Annotated in this window: 15 protein-coding genes and 3 tRNA genes; 8 read left to right on the top strand and 10 right to left on the bottom strand. The window is 70.9% G+C overall.

Annotated features, from left to right (window positions below; translation table 11 throughout):
- The first annotated feature begins 71 nt into the window (after positions 1–71).
- Together AC5PYY_RS01685 and AC5PYY_RS01680 are read left to right on the top strand one after the other, a co-directional pair.
- Complete coding sequence (locus AC5PYY_RS01685) at positions 72–467, top strand: hypothetical protein (protein WP_493898094.1); 396 nt, start codon at positions 72–74, stop codon at positions 465–467.
- A 5-nt stretch (positions 468–472) separates the two neighbouring features.
- Positions 473–1,366, top strand: coding sequence for a hypothetical protein (locus tag AC5PYY_RS01680; protein WP_493898093.1), 894 nt, complete (start codon positions 473–475; stop codon positions 1,364–1,366).
- 149 nt (positions 1,367–1,515) lie between these two features.
- Here the strand turns inward: AC5PYY_RS01680 and AC5PYY_RS01675 are convergent, their stop codons facing one another.
- From AC5PYY_RS01675 to AC5PYY_RS01665, 3 genes are all read right to left on the bottom strand, one after another.
- Positions 1,516–2,028 (bottom strand): PspC domain-containing protein, encoded by a 513-nt coding sequence (locus AC5PYY_RS01675; RefSeq protein ID WP_493898092.1) that lies wholly within the window; start codon positions 2,026–2,028, stop codon positions 1,516–1,518.
- 190 nt (positions 2,029–2,218) lie between these two features.
- Positions 2,219–3,619 carry a dihydrolipoyl dehydrogenase gene (lpdA, locus tag AC5PYY_RS01670; RefSeq protein ID WP_493898091.1) on the bottom strand — a complete coding sequence of 467 codons (1,401 nt, stop codon included), beginning with the start codon at positions 3,617–3,619 and terminating at the stop codon, positions 2,219–2,221.
- Between the two features lie 554 nt (positions 3,620–4,173).
- Complete coding sequence (locus AC5PYY_RS01665) at positions 4,174–5,004, bottom strand: PadR family transcriptional regulator (RefSeq protein ID WP_493898090.1); 831 nt, start codon at positions 5,002–5,004, stop codon at positions 4,174–4,176.
- Between the two features lie 356 nt (positions 5,005–5,360).
- Here AC5PYY_RS01665 and AC5PYY_RS01660 point away from each other — a divergent pair, with 356 nt between their 5' ends.
- The 5 genes from AC5PYY_RS01660 to AC5PYY_RS01640 all read left to right on the top strand — a co-directional run bounded on the left by AC5PYY_RS01660 (position 5,361) and on the right by AC5PYY_RS01640 (position 10,919).
- Positions 5,361–7,181, top strand: a complete 1,821-nt coding sequence (locus AC5PYY_RS01660; protein WP_493898089.1) for an acetolactate synthase large subunit — start codon at positions 5,361–5,363, stop codon at positions 7,179–7,181.
- A gap of 104 nt (positions 7,182–7,285) precedes the next feature.
- Positions 7,286–7,621, top strand: coding sequence for an acetolactate synthase small subunit (gene ilvN, locus AC5PYY_RS01655; RefSeq protein ID WP_493898088.1), 336 nt, complete (start codon positions 7,286–7,288; stop codon positions 7,619–7,621).
- Between the two features lie 178 nt (positions 7,622–7,799).
- Positions 7,800–8,837, top strand: coding sequence for a ketol-acid reductoisomerase (ilvC, locus tag AC5PYY_RS01650; protein WP_493898087.1), 1,038 nt, complete (start codon positions 7,800–7,802; stop codon positions 8,835–8,837).
- A complete protein-coding gene (ilvD, locus tag AC5PYY_RS01645; protein ID WP_493898086.1) occupies positions 8,830–10,530 on the top strand; it encodes a dihydroxy-acid dehydratase in 1,701 nt (566 codons plus the stop codon). Before ilvC ends, ilvD begins: the two co-directional genes overlap by 8 nt.
- Before the next feature lie 86 nt (positions 10,531–10,616).
- The gene (locus AC5PYY_RS01640) at positions 10,617–10,919 is read left to right on the top strand and encodes a hypothetical protein (protein ID WP_493898085.1); all 303 of its coding nucleotides are present in this window, start codon (positions 10,617–10,619) and stop codon (positions 10,917–10,919) included.
- Positions 10,920–10,967: 48 nt separating this feature from the next.
- Here the strand turns inward: AC5PYY_RS01640 and AC5PYY_RS01635 are convergent, their stop codons facing one another.
- Both AC5PYY_RS01635 and AC5PYY_RS01630 read right to left on the bottom strand, forming a co-directional pair.
- Positions 10,968–11,186, bottom strand: coding sequence for a three-helix bundle dimerization domain-containing protein (locus AC5PYY_RS01635; protein WP_493898084.1), 219 nt, complete (start codon positions 11,184–11,186; stop codon positions 10,968–10,970).
- Positions 11,187–11,267: 81 nt separating this feature from the next.
- A complete protein-coding gene (locus AC5PYY_RS01630) occupies positions 11,268–12,065 on the bottom strand; it encodes a siderophore-interacting protein (protein ID WP_493898083.1) in 798 nt (265 codons plus the stop codon).
- Positions 12,066–12,171: 106 nt separating this feature from the next.
- Here AC5PYY_RS01630 and AC5PYY_RS01625 point away from each other — a divergent pair, with 106 nt between their 5' ends.
- Entirely contained in the window at positions 12,172–14,064 is a 1,893-nt protein-coding gene (locus AC5PYY_RS01625; RefSeq protein WP_493898082.1) for a chorismate-binding protein, read from the top strand.
- Between the two features lie 10 nt (positions 14,065–14,074).
- Here AC5PYY_RS01625 and AC5PYY_RS01620 read toward each other — a convergent pair whose 3' ends face one another.
- The 5 genes from AC5PYY_RS01620 to AC5PYY_RS01600 form a co-directional block, all read right to left on the bottom strand.
- Positions 14,075–14,572 carry a DUF4442 domain-containing protein gene (locus AC5PYY_RS01620; protein WP_493898081.1) on the bottom strand — a complete coding sequence of 166 codons (498 nt, stop codon included), beginning with the start codon at positions 14,570–14,572 and terminating at the stop codon, positions 14,075–14,077.
- Between the two features lie 35 nt (positions 14,573–14,607).
- Complete coding sequence (locus AC5PYY_RS01615; protein WP_493898080.1) at positions 14,608–16,089, bottom strand: CotH kinase family protein; 1,482 nt, start codon at positions 16,087–16,089, stop codon at positions 14,608–14,610.
- Between the two features lie 124 nt (positions 16,090–16,213).
- A tRNA-Phe gene (locus AC5PYY_RS01610) sits at positions 16,214–16,287 on the bottom strand.
- Between the two features lie 56 nt (positions 16,288–16,343).
- Positions 16,344–16,417 (bottom strand) — tRNA-Asp (locus AC5PYY_RS01605).
- Positions 16,418–16,443: 26 nt separating this feature from the next.
- Positions 16,444–16,516 (bottom strand) — tRNA-Glu (locus tag AC5PYY_RS01600).
- Positions 16,517–16,518: the final 2 nt, after the last annotated feature.

Raw genomic sequence — 16,518 nt, 5'->3', positions numbered from 1 at the left:
ATATACCGGCGCGGGTGCAGGGTCAAGGCGAACCACCGCGTCGGGTCGGGACCGCGGGTTAGGGTGCCGACATGAGGTCGCGGCTGCCCGGGCAAGGACGCCTGCTGCTCGCAGGGCTCTTCATGATGCTCGGCGGCTGGCTGCCGTGGGTCTACACCCATCTGGGTCCGGTGAGCGGGGCGGTCGGCGGGGGACTCTGGGTGTTCTACGCCGGGTTCCTCGCCCTCGCCGGCGGTATGGTGCCCGGTCGCCTCGCGAAGATCATCGTGGTCCAGGCGGTCGTGTGTGGCGCGGTGGGTCTCGGCCTGGTGCTCTGGCAGGTCGGCTACCTGCTCTCGCTCGTCGGCACCGAGGGCTGGCTGCCGGGTCCGGGGCTGGTGCTCAGTGCGTTCGGCGGAGTGCTCTGCCTGCTCGCCGCGCGGCAGGTCGCGACGGCCGTGCGCGAGCAGGGCGTTCCTGCGCCGTGAGCCAGGTGGAACGTGCCCTCGTCCAGGTCGAGAAGCTGCTCGAGGCTCGGGCCGAGGCCCGCCGGCTCGCGAGCCGGCGGTCGCGGCTGCAGCCTGAGCTGGATCGGGCACGGCAGCAGGTGGCTCGGCGCGAACAGGTGCTGGCCGAGGAGCACGCCGACGTCGAGCGCCTGGAGGGGGTCTCGCTGAGCCGGATCCTCGCGGGACTGAGCGGGTCGCTCACCGACCGGGTCACCCGCGAGCGGGCCGAGCGTGAAGAGGCGGTCTACCGGCTGCGCGACGCTCGGACCGCCCTGGCGCGGGTGGCCTCCGAGGCGGACCAGCTCGAGGGAGACCGGGCGCGCCTCGGCGACGTCGAGACGGCATACCAGGAGAGCCTGTCGGATCTGCTGCTCACCGTCCGGGTCAGCGATCACGACCGGGCGGCGCAGATCGAGGCGGAGGCGGAGCGGCGCCTGGCCGCGATCGAGCGGCGCCGGGAGGTCGAGGAGGCGATCGCGGCCGCGCACGAGGCGCTGCCGCGGCTGCGGGAGGCGCGCCGGCGCTGCGCCAGAGCGGCAGAGTGGGCGACCGCCGACCTCATCGGAGGCCTGGGGTTGCTCGACGACCTCGTGAAGTACGACCACCTCGACGCGGCAGTGGCGGAGGTGAGCGCTGCGGGCGCCGCGCTCGGTCGGTTGTCGCGCGAGCTGGCCGACGTCGAGCTGCCGGGACTGCGGGCCCCGGTGACCGATGGGCTGGACCGGGGGATCGACGTGTGGTTCGACAACCTCTTCACCGATCACCTCGTGCGCCGCCGGATCCAGGAGGCCGTGCGCGACCTGGATCGGGCGATCGGCGAGGTGGAGCAGACCCTGGCTCGTCTGGCGGCGCTGCGCGCCGAGCTGGCCGACGCCTGAGCGGCGTGGGTAGCACGGAGCCGGCGGAGCGTGTGCTCCGCCGGCTCCGGCCCGACGGGGCCGTCCCTGACGCCGTCGGCGTGATGACGTTGTCCCTGACGTCATCGGTGGCGGCGACGAGTCCCTGCGTCGCCTCGGGGGAGTGCGGGTCAGCCCTGCTGGGCGGCGTTGGTGCGCTGGCTCATCCGGCCCCAGACCCAGAAGCCGGCCGCGCCGACCAGCGCGATCCCGATGAGCTCGGGGAGGATGCCGGCGAGAAAGGAGAGGCTGCCGAGGACGACGCCGAGCGCGGCGATCGTGCCGAGGGCCAGGACGATGAGCGAGCGCCCGCGGCCGCGGCGCAGGCCCTCCTCGAGGTGGGTGCGGCCGGACGCGTCGGGCATCGCCGTCCAGGCGATGAGGTAGAGCCCGATGCCGACGCCGAAGAAGAGGACGCTGAGTGCGGCGGCGGCGCGCACCGCGATCGGGGCGACGCCGAGCCGGTCGGCGAGGGTGGCGCAGACGCCGCCGAGCACGGCCTGGTCGGTGCGGCGGGCGGGGAGCCGGCGCAGCGAGGCGTAGACGCCGTCGAGGACGCTGGTGCGCTGCTCCTGGTGCGGCTGGGCCGGGAGGATGGGGGGCAGGGTGCTGCCGGTGCTGGGGTTCTCGTTCATGACATCCATGTTTCCGTCTCGCGCGGGCGCGCAGGAGCCGGTCGGCCACCAGATGTGGCGGGGGGATAACCCCCGCAGCCGGGTCTGACCGCTCCTCGAGCTGGGGCGTCCCGCCGACACCCCGACGCCGAACGGCCCCAGCGTTCACGTGAACGCCAGGGCCGTTGCCGACCGGCCTGTCGCCGGCACGGGGTGAGGCTCAGAGGTTGATCATGTGCCCCGCGATGCCGTGGACGGCCTCCTTGACGGCCTCGCCCAGGGTCGGGTGGGCGAAGACCACGCGGGCCATCTCGTCGGCGGTGAGGTCCCAGGTCTGGGCCAAGTTGAGCACCGGCAGCAGCTCGGTCACGTCGGGGCCGATCATGTGCGCCCCGAGGATTTCGTTGTGCTCGGCGTCCGCGACGACCTTGACGAAGCCCACGCCCTCGCCCAGGCCCATCGCCTTGCCGTTCGCGGAGAACGGGAACTGCGCGGTCTTGACCTCGTGGCCCGCGTCCTTGGCCGCCTGCTCGGTCATGCCCATCGAGGCGATCTGCGGGTGGCAGTAGGTCGCGCGCGGGATGAAGGTGTAGTCCAGCGGCATGGTCTCCGCGCCGGCCAGCGTCTCGGCCGCGATGATCCCCATCGACTCGGCGGTATGCGCGAGCATGAGCTTGGCGGTGACGTCACCAATGGCATACACGTTGTCCACGTTGGTGCGCATGTAGTCGTCGATCGCGATGGCCCCGCGGTCGGAGAGCTCCACCCCGGCCGCCTCCAGGCCGAAGCCCTCGGTGCGCGGGGCGAAGCCGATGGCCGAGAGCAGTTTGTCGGCCTCGAGCGTCTGGGAGTCGCCGCCGTCGGCCGGCGTGACCGTGACCTTGACGCCGCTGCCGGTGTCCTCGACGTTCTCGACCTTGGTGCCGGTCATGATCTTCACGCCGAGCTTCTTGTACTCCTTGGCCAGGGCCTTGGAGATCTCCGGCTCCTCGAGCGGCACGATGCGGTCGAGGAACTCCACGATCGTGACGTCGACGCCGTAGTTGGCCATGACGTAGGCGAACTCCACGCCGATCGCGCCCGAGCCGGCGATGATGATCGAGCCGGGCAGCTCCTCGTCGAGGATCTGCTCCTCGTAGGTCACGACGTTGTCGCTCACCTCGACGCCAGGCAGCATCTTGGTCACCGAGCCGGTGGCCAGGACGAGGTGGTCGAAGGTGAGTTGCGTGGTGCTGCCCTCGTCGTCCTTGACGTCCATCGAGGTCGCCGACGTGAGCGTGCCCCAGCCGTCCACCTCGGTGATCTTGTTCTTCTTCATGAGGAAGTGGACGCCCTTGACGATGCCGGCGCTGACCTTGCGGCTGCGCTGGTGGGCCGGGGCGTAGGTCATCGTGACGTCGCCCTCGATGCCGTACTTGTCCTTCTCGTGGTGGAGCGTGTGTGCGAGCCCGGCGTTCTTCAGCAGCGCCTTGCTGGGGATGCACCCGACGTTGAGGCAGACACCGCCCCAGTACTTCTTCTCGACGACGGCCACCTTCTTGCCCAGCTGGGCCGCGCGGATCGCCGCGACATACCCGCCAGGACCGGCGCCCAGGACAACAACGTCATAGTGATCGGCCATAAGGCCACAGTATGCCTACCCCCGGGGGCTTCGCCCCCGGGCACCCCCAGGCTCGCTTCGCTCGACGAGGTGGGGCTTCGCCTACCCCCGGGCACCCCCAGGCTCGCTTCGCTCGACGAGGTGGGGCTTCGCCTACCCCCGGGGGCTTCGCCCCCGGGCACCCCCTCGGGTACTGCGTTGTGCTCGCTTCGCTCGCTCGCGCTCCTGGTTCCGGCCAACCAGGCTCGCTGCGCTCGCGGTTGCCCGGGCTCGCTGCGCGAGCAGCCGCACTCGCCGTTGAGGGGTATGCGGTGAGGACCGATGCGGGTGGACCGATCCTCTGCGGGTGGGGGCGGTGCGCCGGTGAGGACTAGTGCGGGTGGACCGATCCTCTGCGGGTGGGGGCGGTGCGCCGGTGAGGACCGGTGCGGGTGGACCGATCCTCTCCGGGTGGGGGCGGTACGCCGGCGGGGACCGGTGCGGGTGGACCGATCCTCTCCGGGTGGGGGCGGTACGCCGGCGGGGACCGGTGCGGGTGCACCGATCCTCACCGGGATGTCGCGGTCGGCTGAGGCCTAGTCCTCGACGATCTCGCCCTCGGCGATCTCGTCCAGCTCGTCGGCGTCGTCGGGCTCGTCCGCCTCGTCGCGGTCCACCTCGGCCTCGGCGAGCATGCGGTAGAGGTCGCGGCGGGTGCGGTCGAGCAGCTCGGCGGCCTGCTGGTTCAGGTCGTCCTGGCCCGACTGGCCGACGGCCTGGGTCGCCATCGCGACGCTGCCCAGCGCCTTCCAGAGCGTGCCCGCGCTGCCGGAGCCACGGCCCTGGTCCGGCCCACCGTGGCGGTGACCGTGGCCGCGCCCACCCCGGCCGCCACGACCGCGCTCGCCGCGCGGCCCACGGCGCCGGCCGTCCTCGGCCCAGGGGTCCTCGGGCTCCTCACCGCCGGCCCAGCCCTGCGGAGGCAGGTCTGCGGCAGCCTCGCGGCCCTCGTCGGTGAGCTCGTAGGCGCGTCGCCCGTCGACCTCGGTCTGGCGGACCAGGCCCTCGTCCTCGAGCTGAGCGAGCGCGGGATAGATGGCACCGGAGCTCGGCTGCCAGGCCCCGCCGGAGCTCTGCGCGATCTCCTGCATCAGCTGGTAGCCGTTCATCGGCTCACGCTGGAGCAGGTGCAGCACGGCGTTGCGCACGTCGCCGCGGCGGGCGCGTCGCGGCCCACCCGGGCCCCGGCCCTGAGGGCCGAACGATCCCCCACGACGTGGTCCGCCAGAGCCGAAGCCCTGGGGGCCGAAGGGGCCGCTGCCCTGCCCGAAGACCTGCCCGAGCAGGCCGTTCGGGCCGAAGATCTGGTCGTCCAGGTTGAAGCCGAAGTCGGCGCCACCGCGGCCGTAGTTCTGTCGAGACGTCATGGCGTCTCCTTCCGTGAAGAGTGGGTGACGTCGCGCTCCAGAACAGCGTGACGCCATACGCAAGACTAACAAGATGCGTCAAGATATGTCAACGATATGTCGATATTTATCGTCACCGTGCATACTTGTGCAACACGTCACATGTGTATGCAGAGGGTTGACGTGGCGGCACTCCGGGCGGTTATATGTGCCCATGCAGTTCTCTGCCCTCGTACTTATTACCTAGGGACGCGCCGCCGGCCGATCCTCGCCATCGACGCGTCCTCCCCTCGCCAGCCCTCCGGGCCGAGGGGTTTTTTGTTGCCAGAAGCACCGCAGACCGCCCAGACGACCACTTCCAGCAGTCAGGACACCGCATGACCGCCACGCACCTGAGCAGCGATCGCATCTCTGACGGCGCCACCGCGACCGCCCCGGGAACTACCGGTGGCACCTCCCGCGAGCCCGGCCGACGCACCGGGGCCGAGGCCCTCGTCGGTACCCTGGAGCGGCTCGGGGTGGAGCACATCTTCGGGCTGCCCGGGGGAGCGGTGCTGCCGCTCTACGACGCGCTCTACGGCGCCGACGTGCGGCACATCCTCGTCCGGCACGAGCAGGGGGCGGGGCACGCGGCGCAGGGGTATGCCGCCGCCACCGGGAAGGTGGGCGTCTGCATGGCCACCTCCGGTCCCGGCGCGACCAACCTGGTGACCGCGCTGGCCGACGCCAACATGGACTCGGTCCCGATGGTGGCGATCACGGGCAACGTCGCCAGCTCGGCGATGGGGTCGGACGCCTTCCAGGAGGCGGACATCCGGTCCATCTCGATGCCGGTGACCAAGCACTCCTTCCTCGTCACCAACCCCGACGAGATCGCCGCCACGGTCGCGTCCGCGTTCCACATCGCCTCGACCGGCCGCCCGGGCCCGGTCCTCGTGGACGTCACCAAGGACGCCTTCGTCGCCGAGGCCGACGAGACGATGCTGCAGCTGCCGATGCCGGGCTACCGCATCCCGAGCAGCCCGGCACCGGAAGGGGTCCGGGACGCCGTCGAGCTCATGCTCACCGCCCGGCGCCCGGTCCTCTACGTCGGCGGCGGCTGCCTGCGGGCCGGCGCCTCCGAACAGGTCCGTCAGCTCGCCGAGCTGACCGGGATCCCCGTCGTCACGACGCTCATGGCCCGCGGGGTCTTCCCGGACAGCCACCCGCAGCACATGGGGATGCCGGGGATGCACGGCAGCGTCTCAGGCGTCGCGACGCTGCAGAAGTCGGACCTCATCATCAGCCTGGGCGCCCGATTCGACGACCGCGTCACCGGCGCCAAGCACACCTTCGCGCCCGACGCGACCATCATCCACGCCGACATCGACCCGGCCGAGATCGGCAAGAACTTCCCGACCGCGGTCGGCCTCGTCGGTGACGCCAAGGAGACCATCTCGCTGCTGGTCACCGAGTGGACGCGGCGCACCGCCGCCGGCGCGAGCGCGGACCACGAGGCCTGGGTCAACCGGTGCCTGTCGTGGAAGCGCCGCTACCCGCTCGGCTACGACGCCCCGTCCGACGGCGCGATGGCCCCCCAGCTGGTCATCGAGCGGCTCGGCGCCATCTCGGGACCGGACACGATCTTCGCGGCCGGCGTCGGCCAGCACCAGATGTGGGCCAGCCAGTTCATCGGCTACGACGAGCCGCGGCACTGGCTCAACTCCGGCGGACTCGGGACGATGGGGTATGCCGTGCCCGCCGCCATGGGTGCCAAGGTCGGGCGCCCCGACGCCACCGTCTGGGCGATCGACGGCGACGGCTGCTTCCAGATGACCAACCAGGAGCTCGCGACCTGCTCGGTCGAGGGGATCCCGATCAAGGTCGCGATCATCAACAACGCGGCGCTCGGCATGGTCAAGCAGTGGCAGGCGCTGTTCTACTCCGAGCGCTTCAGCCACAGCCAGCTGCCCTCGATGCAGGTGCCCGACTTCGCGACCCTCGCGACCGCATACGGTTGCCTCGGGTTGCGGTGCGAGCGCCCGGAGGACGTCGACGCGACCATCGAGCGGGCCATGGAGGTCGACGACCAGCCGGTCGTGGTGGACTTCCGGGTCAGCCAGGACGCGATGGTCTGGCCGATGGTCGCCGCCGGCACCAGCAACGACGACATCCAGCACGCCCGCGACGTGCGCCCAGACTTCGGGGAGGACGAGTGACGCTCCTGTCCGACTACCCGCCCGCCGAGGCCGCGGTACCCACCCCGGCACCGGCATACCAACCATCCACCACCCACCCGCACCACCCGAGGAAAGGGACCACCATGAGCAACGCAGCTCGCACCCGCCACGCACTATCCGTCCTGGTCGAGAACAACCCGGGCGTCCTCGCCCGCGTCTCCGTGCTCTTCGCCCGGCGCAACTTCAACATCGACCACCTCGTCGTCGGCCCCACCGAGGACAACAAGGTGTCCCGCATGACGATCGTCGTCAACGTCAACGCCGAGCAGCTGCACAAGGTGACCAGCCAGCTCGACAAGCTCGTCGAGGTCATCCACATCGAGGAGCTCGATGACGCCGACGCGATCCGCACCCAGCTGTGGCAGATCAACGACAACGGTCCGCGCCCCGTCGGTGCCATGGCCGCCGCCGCCTTCTGATCCCCGCACCGGACGTGCGTTCGTCACACGCCGGACGTGCGTTCGTCACATCCGCGGTTGCGGTGTGACGAACGCACGTCCGGTGCGAAGAGGGCTCGCTGCGCTCGCGGTTCACCGGGGCTCCGCCCCTCCACCCACGGCTCGACTCACCACCTACCCCACAGGAGAACTCCACCTCATGGCCACGATGTACTACGACGACGACGCCGACCTCTCGCTGATCCAGTCCCGCAAGGTCGCCGTCCTCGGTTACGGCAGCCAGGGCCACGCCCATGCGCTGTCGCTGCGCGACTCGGGAGTCGACGTCCGCGTCGGGCTCGCGGAGGGCAGCAGCAGCCGGGCCAAGGCCGAGGCCGAGGGCCTGCGGGTCGTGACGCCGGCGGAGGCGTGCGCCGAGGCGGACGTGATCATGGTGCTGGTGCCGGACCACGTCCAGCGCCTGGTCTACCGCGACGCCATCGAGCCGAACCTCAACGACGGGGACGCGCTCTTCTTCTCCCACGGCTTCAACATCCGGTACGGCTACATCGAGCCGCCGGCCGGGGTCGACGTCTGCATGGTCGCGCCCAAGGGCCCGGGTCACCTCGTGCGCCGCGAGTATGTCGACGGGCGCGGCGTGCCCGTGCTCGTCGCCGTGGAGCAGGACGCCTCCGGCAACGCCAAGGCGCTGGCGCTGTCCTACGCCTCCGCCATCGGTGGGCTGCGCGCCGGCGGCATCGAGACCACGTTCACCGAGGAGACCGAGACCGACCTGTTCGGCGAGCAGGCGGTGCTGTGCGGCGGCATGAGCCAGCTGGTGCAGTACGGCTTCGAGACGCTCACCGAGGCGGGCTACCAGCCGGAGGTCGCTTACTTCGAGTGCCTCCACGAGCTCAAGCTCATCGTCGACCTCATGTACGAGGGCGGCATCGCCAAGCAGCGCTGGTCGGTCTCTGACACGGCGGAGTACGGCGACTATGTCTCCGGCCCGCGGGTCATCGACCCGTCGGTGAAGGAGAACATGCAGGCGGTCCTCGAGGACGTCCGCAACGGTGCCTTCGCGCAGCGCTTCATCGACGACCAGGACAACGGTCGTCCGGAGTTCGAGCAGCTCCGCGCCCAGGGCGCGGAGCACCCGATCGAGGGTGTCGGCAAGGACCTGCGCGGCATGATGGCGTGGGTCAAGGGTCACGAGGCCGACAAGGACTACGTCGAGGGGTCGGCCGCCCGTGGCTGAGGTCGACCTCAAGCCGCGCTCGCGCGACGTCACCGACGGCCTGGAGAGGGCTGCGGCCCGCGGCATGCTCCGGGCCGTCGGGATGGACGACGACGACTTCGCCAAGCCGCAGGTCGGCGTCGCGAGCTCCTGGAACGAGATCACCCCCTGCAACCTGTCGCTCGAGCGGCTGGCCAAGGCGGTCAAGGACGGCGTCCACGCGGCCGGCGGCTACCCCCTGGAGTTCGGCACGATCTCGGTCTCCGACGGCATCTCCATGGGTCACGAGGGGATGCACTACTCCCTCGTCTCGCGGGAGGTCATCGCCGACTCGGTGGAGACGGTGATGTCCGCGGAGCGGCTCGACGGCTCGGTCCTGCTGGCCGGCTGCGACAAGTCGTTGCCGGGCATGCTCATGTCGGCCGCGCGCCTCGACCTGGCGTCGGTCTTCGTGTATGCCGGTTCGATCCTCCCCGGGATCGCCAAGCTCTCCGACGGCTCGGAGAAGCAGGTGACGATCATCGACGCCTTCGAGGCGGTCGGCGCGTGCTCGCGCGGCCTGATGAAGCGCGAGGACGTCGACGCGATCGAGCGGGCGATCTGCCCAGGTGAGGGCGCCTGCGGCGGGATGTACACCGCCAACACCATGGCGGCCGCGGCCGAGGCCCTGGGTATGTCGTTGCCCGGGTCCGCGGCGCCCCCGGCCACCGACCGTCGCCGCGACGGCTTCGCCCGGCGCAGCGGGGAGGCGGCGGTCGGGATGCTCCGCCAGGGCATCACGGCGCGCCAGATCCTCACCCGGGAGGCGTTCGAGAACGCCATCGCGGTGACGATGGCCTTCGGTGGCTCGACCAACGCCGTGCTGCACCTGCTCGCGATCGCCAACGAGGCGGAGGTGGAGCTCTCGCTCGACGACTTCCGCCGCATCGGCAAGCGAGTCCCGCACCTGGCCGACGTCAAGCCCTTCGGGCAGCACGTCATGGTCGACGTGGACCGGATCGGCGGCATACCCGTCGTGATGCAGGCGCTGCTCGACGCGGACCTGCTGCACGGCGACGTGCTCACGGTGACCGGACGGACCATGGCGGAGAACCTCGCCGACCTGCAGGCACCCCCGCTGGACGGCACGGTGCTGCGGCAGCTGGACAACCCGATCCACGCGACCGGTGGTCTGACGATCCTCGACGGCTCGCTCGCGCCGGGCGGCGCCGTGGTGAAGTCGGCGGGCTTCGACTCCGACGTCTTCGAGGGGACCGCCCGGGTCTTCGACGGCGAGCGGGCGGCGATGGACGCGCTGGAGGAGGGCGCGGTCTCCGCAGGCGACGTCGTGGTCATCCGCTACGAAGGGCCCAAGGGCGGCCCGGGGATGCGCGAAATGCTCGCGATCACCGCGGCGATCAAGGGCGCCGGCCTCGGGAGGGACGTCCTGCTCATCACGGACGGCCGCTTCTCCGGCGGGACGACCGGGCTGTGCGTCGGCCACATCGCGCCCGAGGCCACCGAGGGCGGGCCGATCGCGCTGGTGCAGGACGGCGACCCGATCATCCTGGACGTCGCGAACGGTCGCCTCGACCTCGGTGTCGACGAGTCAGAGCTGGAGCGACGTCGGGCCGCCTGGTCGGCTCCCGAGCCGCCCGAGCGGGCCCGCCGCGGCGTGCTCGCGAAGTACGTCGCGCTCGTCCGCTCCGCCTCGGAGGGCGCCGTCACCCACTGACCGGGCGTCGGTGGGGGATGGGTGGGGAAGAGAGGTGCGCGGGGTGGGTCAGGTCAGGTGGTGCGGCTGCCGGTGTCGTCGCCGGCATGCAGCTCCTCGATGACGGAGCGCACCTCGGCGTCGACCTCCGGGTCGACCTCCCGCGCCGCGACATCCTTCTCCAGGAGGGAGTCGACGAGCTCGCTGACCTTGGCCTCGATCTCCTCGAAGGCGGCCTCGAGCTCCGCGCCCTCGCGCCCCTTCCCCTGCGCCGCAACAGGTCCTGGATCTCGGGGCGGATCGACTCACCCGGCGTGACGCCACCCGAGCGGGCGCGGATCAGCCCCTCGCCGCACCCGTTGGCGACGACGGCGGCGAGGTGGCTGCGGCCGGTGTTGACGGCACGGTAGCCGCCGGATGGCCGCGAGGCGGACCCTTCCCGACGGCTCAATGACCGGTCAGCGCGCCCCGCGGTAGCGCGCCATCTGCAGCAGCCGGTCGGTCGCATCCTTGCGCACGAGCACGGGGAGATAGTGCTGGGTCCGGGAGCACTTCTTCAGCGTGGCGCGGCTGTCCTCGACGACGAAGCTCACCTCGGCCTCGCTGAAGGTCCCCCCGAACTTGCGCACCAGGTCCTCCACGATCCCGGCCATCGCGCCGGGCACCAGTGCTGACATGCGGACCACCCTGTCAGCCGAGGGTGACGCGCAGGTGTCCGTCCGGTGACGGTCACCCGCCCGGGATGGGGCGGGTGGGGCTCAGGAGGTCTCGGCGTGCATGGCGCGGACCCAGTCTCTCTTGATCGAGCGCCACTGCTCGTCGGTATGCCCCCTGCGCCAGTAGGGCGAGCACGAGAGCTGGTCGGCACTCACCACGCCCTGGTCCAGCAGGTGGCGGCGGACCGCGCGGATCGACTCCGCCTCGCCGTGGACGAAGGCGCTGAGCCGGCCCGCCGGCAGCTCGGTCGCGGCGAGCGCCTCGACGAGGAGCCGCTCCGGCTCCGGGCTTCCGGCGCGGTGCACCTGCGTGAGCGTGAGCAGACCAGGGGTCGTCAGACTTACCTCGCCGGCGGCGTCCTCAACCTCGAGCAGCACCACGACCGGTCGTCCGGCGGACACCGACTCGAGGCCGGCGGCGATCGCGGGCAGCGCGCTCTCGTCGCCGATCATGAGGTAGGCGTCCGCGTCGGCCGGCGGGGTGTAGTCACCGGCCGGGCCGCGCAGCTGCAGCCGATCACCGGGACGCGCGCGCGTGGCCCAGCGACCGGCATACCCCACGGCGCCGTGCACGACGAAGTCGATGGTGAGCTCGCGGCGCTCGCCGTCCCAGTGCCGGATCGTGTAGCGCCGCGGGTAGGGCCGCTCGTCACGGGGGAGGTCGCGGACCGCCTCGGCGTCGAAGGGTGGCGCGTAGCCCGCGCCGTCCGGGAGGAAGAAGGCGTTGACGTAGCTGTCGGCGAAGGTGGGCTCCGCGAAGTCCGCGAGCCCGTCGCCGCCGAGGACGACCCGGCGGAGCTGGGGGGTGAGCTGCTCGGTGCGCAGGACCGTGCCGTACATGGGACTCCTTGTCGTGGCGAGGGCGCGGGTGGCTAAGAACAAGGCTACCCTCACCAGAATTACGTCACGACATCGGTGCAGAGCGCACCGTGACAGACTTTCGCCTATGCCGTCTCGCCTGCTCGACCACATCCTCGCCGACCCGTCGGGACTGTCCTGGGCGATCCTGTGGCGCGCCGAGCAGGGAGCGGTCGAGGTCGTCGTCGGCGACGTCACGGACCTCGACGCACTGGCGCAGATCCCCCGTCCGTCCGCCGATCTGCCGGTCCTGGCGCTCGTGCCCTTCCGGCAGATCACCGAGCGGGGCTTCGACGCGCACGACGACGGCACCCCGCTGCGGGTGCTGGCGCCGACCGCCGTCGAGCGGATCGACGTGGCCGACCTCGTCGCGGCCCTGCCGTCGGCGCCCGTGCCGGTCGGCGGGGAGCGCTTCAGCGTGAGCGACGAGGACTACGCCGCCACGGTGGCGCGGGTCATCGAGGAGGAGATCGGCAACGGCGAGGGGGCGAACTTCGTCATCCGCCGCGACGTGGAGGCGCAGACCGACACCGACCCCGCGCTCGCCGCGCTCACCTGGCTGCGCACCCTGCTCGTGGACGAACGCGGTGCCTACTGGACCTTCGCCGTGCATACTCCCGGTCACACCCTCGTCGGCGCCACCCCAGAGCGGCACGTCAGCGTCCGCGACGGCCGGGTCTGGATGAACCCCATCTCCGGCACCTTCCGGCACCCTGCCGAGGAGGGGCCGGAGGGATCCGTCCTGCGCGAGGACTTCCGGGCCTTCATCAAGGACGCCAAGGAGACCGAGGAGCTCTTCATGGTGGTCGACGAGGAGATGAAGATGATGGCCCAGATCTGCACCGACGGCGGGCGGATCACCGGGCCCTACCTCAAGCAGATGGCCCACCTCACGCATACCGAGTATCTCCTCGACGGGCGCAGCGACGTCGACGTGCGAGACGTGCTGCGCGCCACGATGTTCGCCCCGACGGTGACCGGCTCGCCGATGGAGAACGCCTGCACGGTCATCGCGCGCCACGAGACCGCCGGGCGGCGTTACTACAGCGGCGTCCTCGCCCTGATCGACCTCGACGAGGAGGGGGCTGAGCGGCTGGACGCGCCGATCCTCATCCGCACGGCGCACCTCGACGGTGCTGGCGCGATCACGGTGAGCGCCGGCGCCACCCTCGTGCGGCACAGCGACCCGGTCTCGGAGTGCGCCGAGACGTCCGCCAAGGCGCGCGGTGTGCTCTCCGCGCTCGGGCTGCGCCCGCGACGCGATCTGGGGTATGCCGTCGACCTGGGTGAGCTGCCCGGCGTCGCCGAGGACCTCGCCGCGCGCAACGACTCGCTCTCGCCCTTCTGGCTCAGCCCGCAGGAGGCCCGCCCGGACCCCCTGCTGCTGGGACGCCGGGTGCTCGTCATCGACGCCGAGGACACCTGGACCCAGATGCTGGCGCACATGGTGCGGCACGTCGGGATGGCGGCGCTCGTGCGCCGGTGGGAGGAGGTTGCGGTCGAGGACGTCGTCGCGCGCGACGAGGAGGGCGAACTCGTCTGGGACCTCGTGCTCTACGGCCCCGGCCCGGGTGACCCCACCGACCTCGACGACCCACGGATCGCCCGGCTCCACGCGCTGCTGCACGCGCGTCTGGAGGCCGAGCTGCCGGTGCTCGCGGTCTGCCTGTCGCACCAGGTGCTCAGCGCGATGGTCGGGTTGCCGATCAGCAAGCTGCCCTCGCCCAACCAGGGCATCCAGCTCCCCGTCGACCTGTGGGGCCAGGTGCGCCGGATCGGGTTCTACAACACCTTCGTCGCGCGGCCGGGGCGGGCGGTGCTGGGCGGCGTCCAGCTGGAGCAGGCGGTGCACGAGCCGGACGACGCCGTCGTGGCGCTGCGCGGGCCGAGGGTCGCCACCATCCAGGGCCACGCCGAGTCCGTGCTCTCCCGGGACGGCCTCGTCGCGCTGCACGGCCTCATCCGCCAGGCACTGGCCTAGCGGCGGGCGGTCAGCGCTTGCGGCGGACGTAGAGCTGCTTGCGGACCCGGGCGACCACCGTGCCGTCGTCGGTGACGAGGTCGTTCTCGAACCAGCGCAGCACCTTGGCGCCGTCGGCGGCCTCGGCACGCAGCTCGTCCAGCACCTCCTCGTCCAGGTCGAAGGTGGCCGACACCGACGCCCGCCCCGGGGAGACGAACTCGATCTCTGCCGCCTTGTCCCACACGACATACCCCGGGCCGAGGTTGCGCAGCACCATGATCATCCAGAACGGGTCGGCCATCGCCGCGAGCGAGCCGCCGAAGAGGGTCCCGACGTAGTTCGTCGTCAGGGGCGTGTGCGCCAGCCGCACCCGGACGTGTCGGAAGTCCTCGTCCATCTCCTGGATCCGGATGCCGGAGAAGAGGAACGGCGGCCAGGCGTTCATGCCCAGGTGCAGGGCTCGGGAGGACTGCGCGAGGGCCTTGAAGCGGGAGATGCGCTGGTCGGGACGGGTGGATGCGGTCACCCTGCCACTGTATGCGGCGCCGCTCGGCGGCAGCGTCAGGCGACGGCGGCGCGGATCGCGTCGGCGTCCTCCGCGACCTCCTCGACGGTCACCAGGTCGGCGGCCTCGCTGGTCAGGGTCTGCGTCCAGGCCGCCACCGACTCCTTCAGCACCCCGTCGTCGAGGAGCTCGCCCTGGAGTCGAGTCAGTTCATCGTCGTACACCGCGGCCCAGTCGTCGTTCGCCAGGAAGATCTCCACGAGGGGGTTGGACCGACTCATCATGCCGCCACGTCCGCCTGCAGGCGCTTCGCCGTCCTCGAAGCTGGGTGGCTCCATCCCTTCGGGCGCCTGGCCGTCCTCGAAGCTGGGTGGCTCCATCCCTTCGGGCGCCTGGCCGTCCTCGAAAGTGGGTGGCTCCATCCCTTCGGGCGCCTGGCCGTCCTCGAAGCTGGGTGGCTCCATCCCTTCGGGCGCCTGGCCGTCCTCGAAAGTGGGTGGCTCCATGCCCTCGGGCATCTCCCCTTCCTCGACGCGGGGCATTCCGCCGCCCGCGCCGCCCCCGCCGGGGCCACCCCCGGCATTCGTTGCTCCGAAAGACAGGTTGTGGTCCCAGGCGACGACGGTGAACTGCTCGGTCAGGGAGTCCCAGAGGAGGTAGGAGTTGTTGCCCGGCCCGTCGATGTCGTCCCAGTTCTGGATGATCTCCTGCACCGCGAGGTAGGTCGCGAAGGACTCGAGGTCGACCAGCTCGGGGAGGCGCTTGGCGATCTCCTCCTCCGTGCCGTTGTTGAGCAGATCGAGGAGCTCGATCAGCGGGCCGTAGTCGTCCTCACCCGCCTCGATGTCGAAGGCGGTCGAGTAGTCGCCGTCCTCGCCTCGCCAGGACCAGTCACCCTCCGCCTCGGACTTGTAGAGGACGCTGCCCTCGCCGGCCTGCGGGAAGGCATCCTCCAGCCAGGCGTCATCGAGGTTCTGGACGGTGAGCCGGAGCTCGGCCTCGCTGCCGTTGACCGAGAAGCGAGTAGCGATCGCCTCCGTCGAGGCTAAGCCGGCCGCGGAGAGCAGGTCGAGGGAGACAGCCTCGTTCATCGCCGTCGTCGTGGTGGTGGAGCGGACCGTGAAATCGCTGTAGCCCTCGAGGTTCTGATCGTCGACGAACTTGTCGAGGCGGATGCGCAGCGGCAGCTCTTGCGCCGGGGTGTCGGTCGAGATGCTACGCAGGGAGGAGTTGCCCTTGAGCTTGATGCCGACGTCCTCGAAGGTTTGGCCGTCGATGGTGACGGTGCCGGTGACCCACTCCTTCTCGCCGGTGTCCAGGTAGGTCTGGATCATCTGGGTCAGCACGTCCTCCTCGACCTCGACCTCGATGGTGTGCACCTGCGTCGCGGTGAAGAGCGCTGTGGAGGCGGCCGGCGATGAGGCTGTCGTGACGCTGGTGGAGTCCTGCCCGGTGGTGCTCGTCGTCGCGCACCCCGAGAGCAGGAGCGCAGCGGTGAGGGTGAGGGTCGTCAGCCGGCGGGGGTGTCGTCGTCTCATGTCCCCACGACATCCCCCAGCCCTGTGGAACGCACAAGGTTCACCTGTGGTGGGCCTGTGACGCGGAGCCGGGACATGCGAAAGCCGCGGGTGTCATGGGGGGGCGGACCCGCGGCTCGTCGCGTGGCCAGGGGCGGGGTCGAACCGCCGACCTTTCGATTTTCAGTCGAACGCTCGTACCAACTGAGCTACCTGGCCAGGAGAGTCATCGGCGTGGTCACCGGATCTCTCCGGTGATTACGCCGCATACTCTGCGACCCCGACGGGACTCGAACCCGCGACCTCCGCCGTGACAGGGCGGCGCGCTAACCAACTGCGCCACGGGGCCTCGATTGTCAGGTCGAGACCTGTGTGCATCCCCAACGGGATTCGAACCCGTGTTACCGCCGTGAAAGGGCGGGGTCCTAGGCCACTAGACGATGGGGACCT

This window comes from Serinicoccus sp. JS2-9 (assembly GCF_059025165.1).
The sequence above is the reverse complement of the archived record's forward strand: the minus strand, read 5'-3'. Positions and strand labels throughout refer to the sequence as shown.

Excerpts from the sequence above, each read along its gene's own strand:
- AC5PYY_RS01685 (WP_493898094.1), top strand. The coding sequence starts at position 72 with ATGAGGTCGCGGCTGCCCGGGCAAGGACGCCTGCTGCTCGCAGGGCTC.
- AC5PYY_RS01675 (WP_493898092.1), bottom strand. The coding sequence starts at position 2,028 with ATGGATGTCATGAACGAGAACCCCAGCACCGGCAGCACCCTGCCCCCC.
- lpdA (WP_493898091.1), bottom strand. The coding sequence starts at position 3,619 with ATGGCCGATCACTATGACGTTGTTGTCCTGGGCGCCGGTCCTGGCGGG.
- AC5PYY_RS01665 (WP_493898090.1), bottom strand. The coding sequence starts at position 5,004 with ATGACGTCTCGACAGAACTACGGCCGCGGTGGCGCCGACTTCGGCTTC.
- AC5PYY_RS01660 (WP_493898089.1), top strand. The coding sequence starts at position 5,361 with ATGACCGCCACGCACCTGAGCAGCGATCGCATCTCTGACGGCGCCACC.
- ilvN (WP_493898088.1), top strand. The coding sequence starts at position 7,286 with ATGAGCAACGCAGCTCGCACCCGCCACGCACTATCCGTCCTGGTCGAG.
- ilvC (WP_493898087.1), top strand. The coding sequence starts at position 7,800 with ATGGCCACGATGTACTACGACGACGACGCCGACCTCTCGCTGATCCAG.
- AC5PYY_RS01640 (WP_493898085.1), top strand. The coding sequence starts at position 10,617 with ATGCAGCTCCTCGATGACGGAGCGCACCTCGGCGTCGACCTCCGGGTC.
- AC5PYY_RS01635 (WP_493898084.1), bottom strand. The coding sequence starts at position 11,186 with ATGTCAGCACTGGTGCCCGGCGCGATGGCCGGGATCGTGGAGGACCTG.
- AC5PYY_RS01630 (WP_493898083.1), bottom strand. The coding sequence starts at position 12,065 with ATGTACGGCACGGTCCTGCGCACCGAGCAGCTCACCCCCCAGCTCCGC.
- AC5PYY_RS01625 (WP_493898082.1), top strand. The coding sequence starts at position 12,172 with ATGCCGTCTCGCCTGCTCGACCACATCCTCGCCGACCCGTCGGGACTG.
- AC5PYY_RS01615 (WP_493898080.1), bottom strand. The coding sequence starts at position 16,089 with ATGAGACGACGACACCCCCGCCGGCTGACGACCCTCACCCTCACCGCT.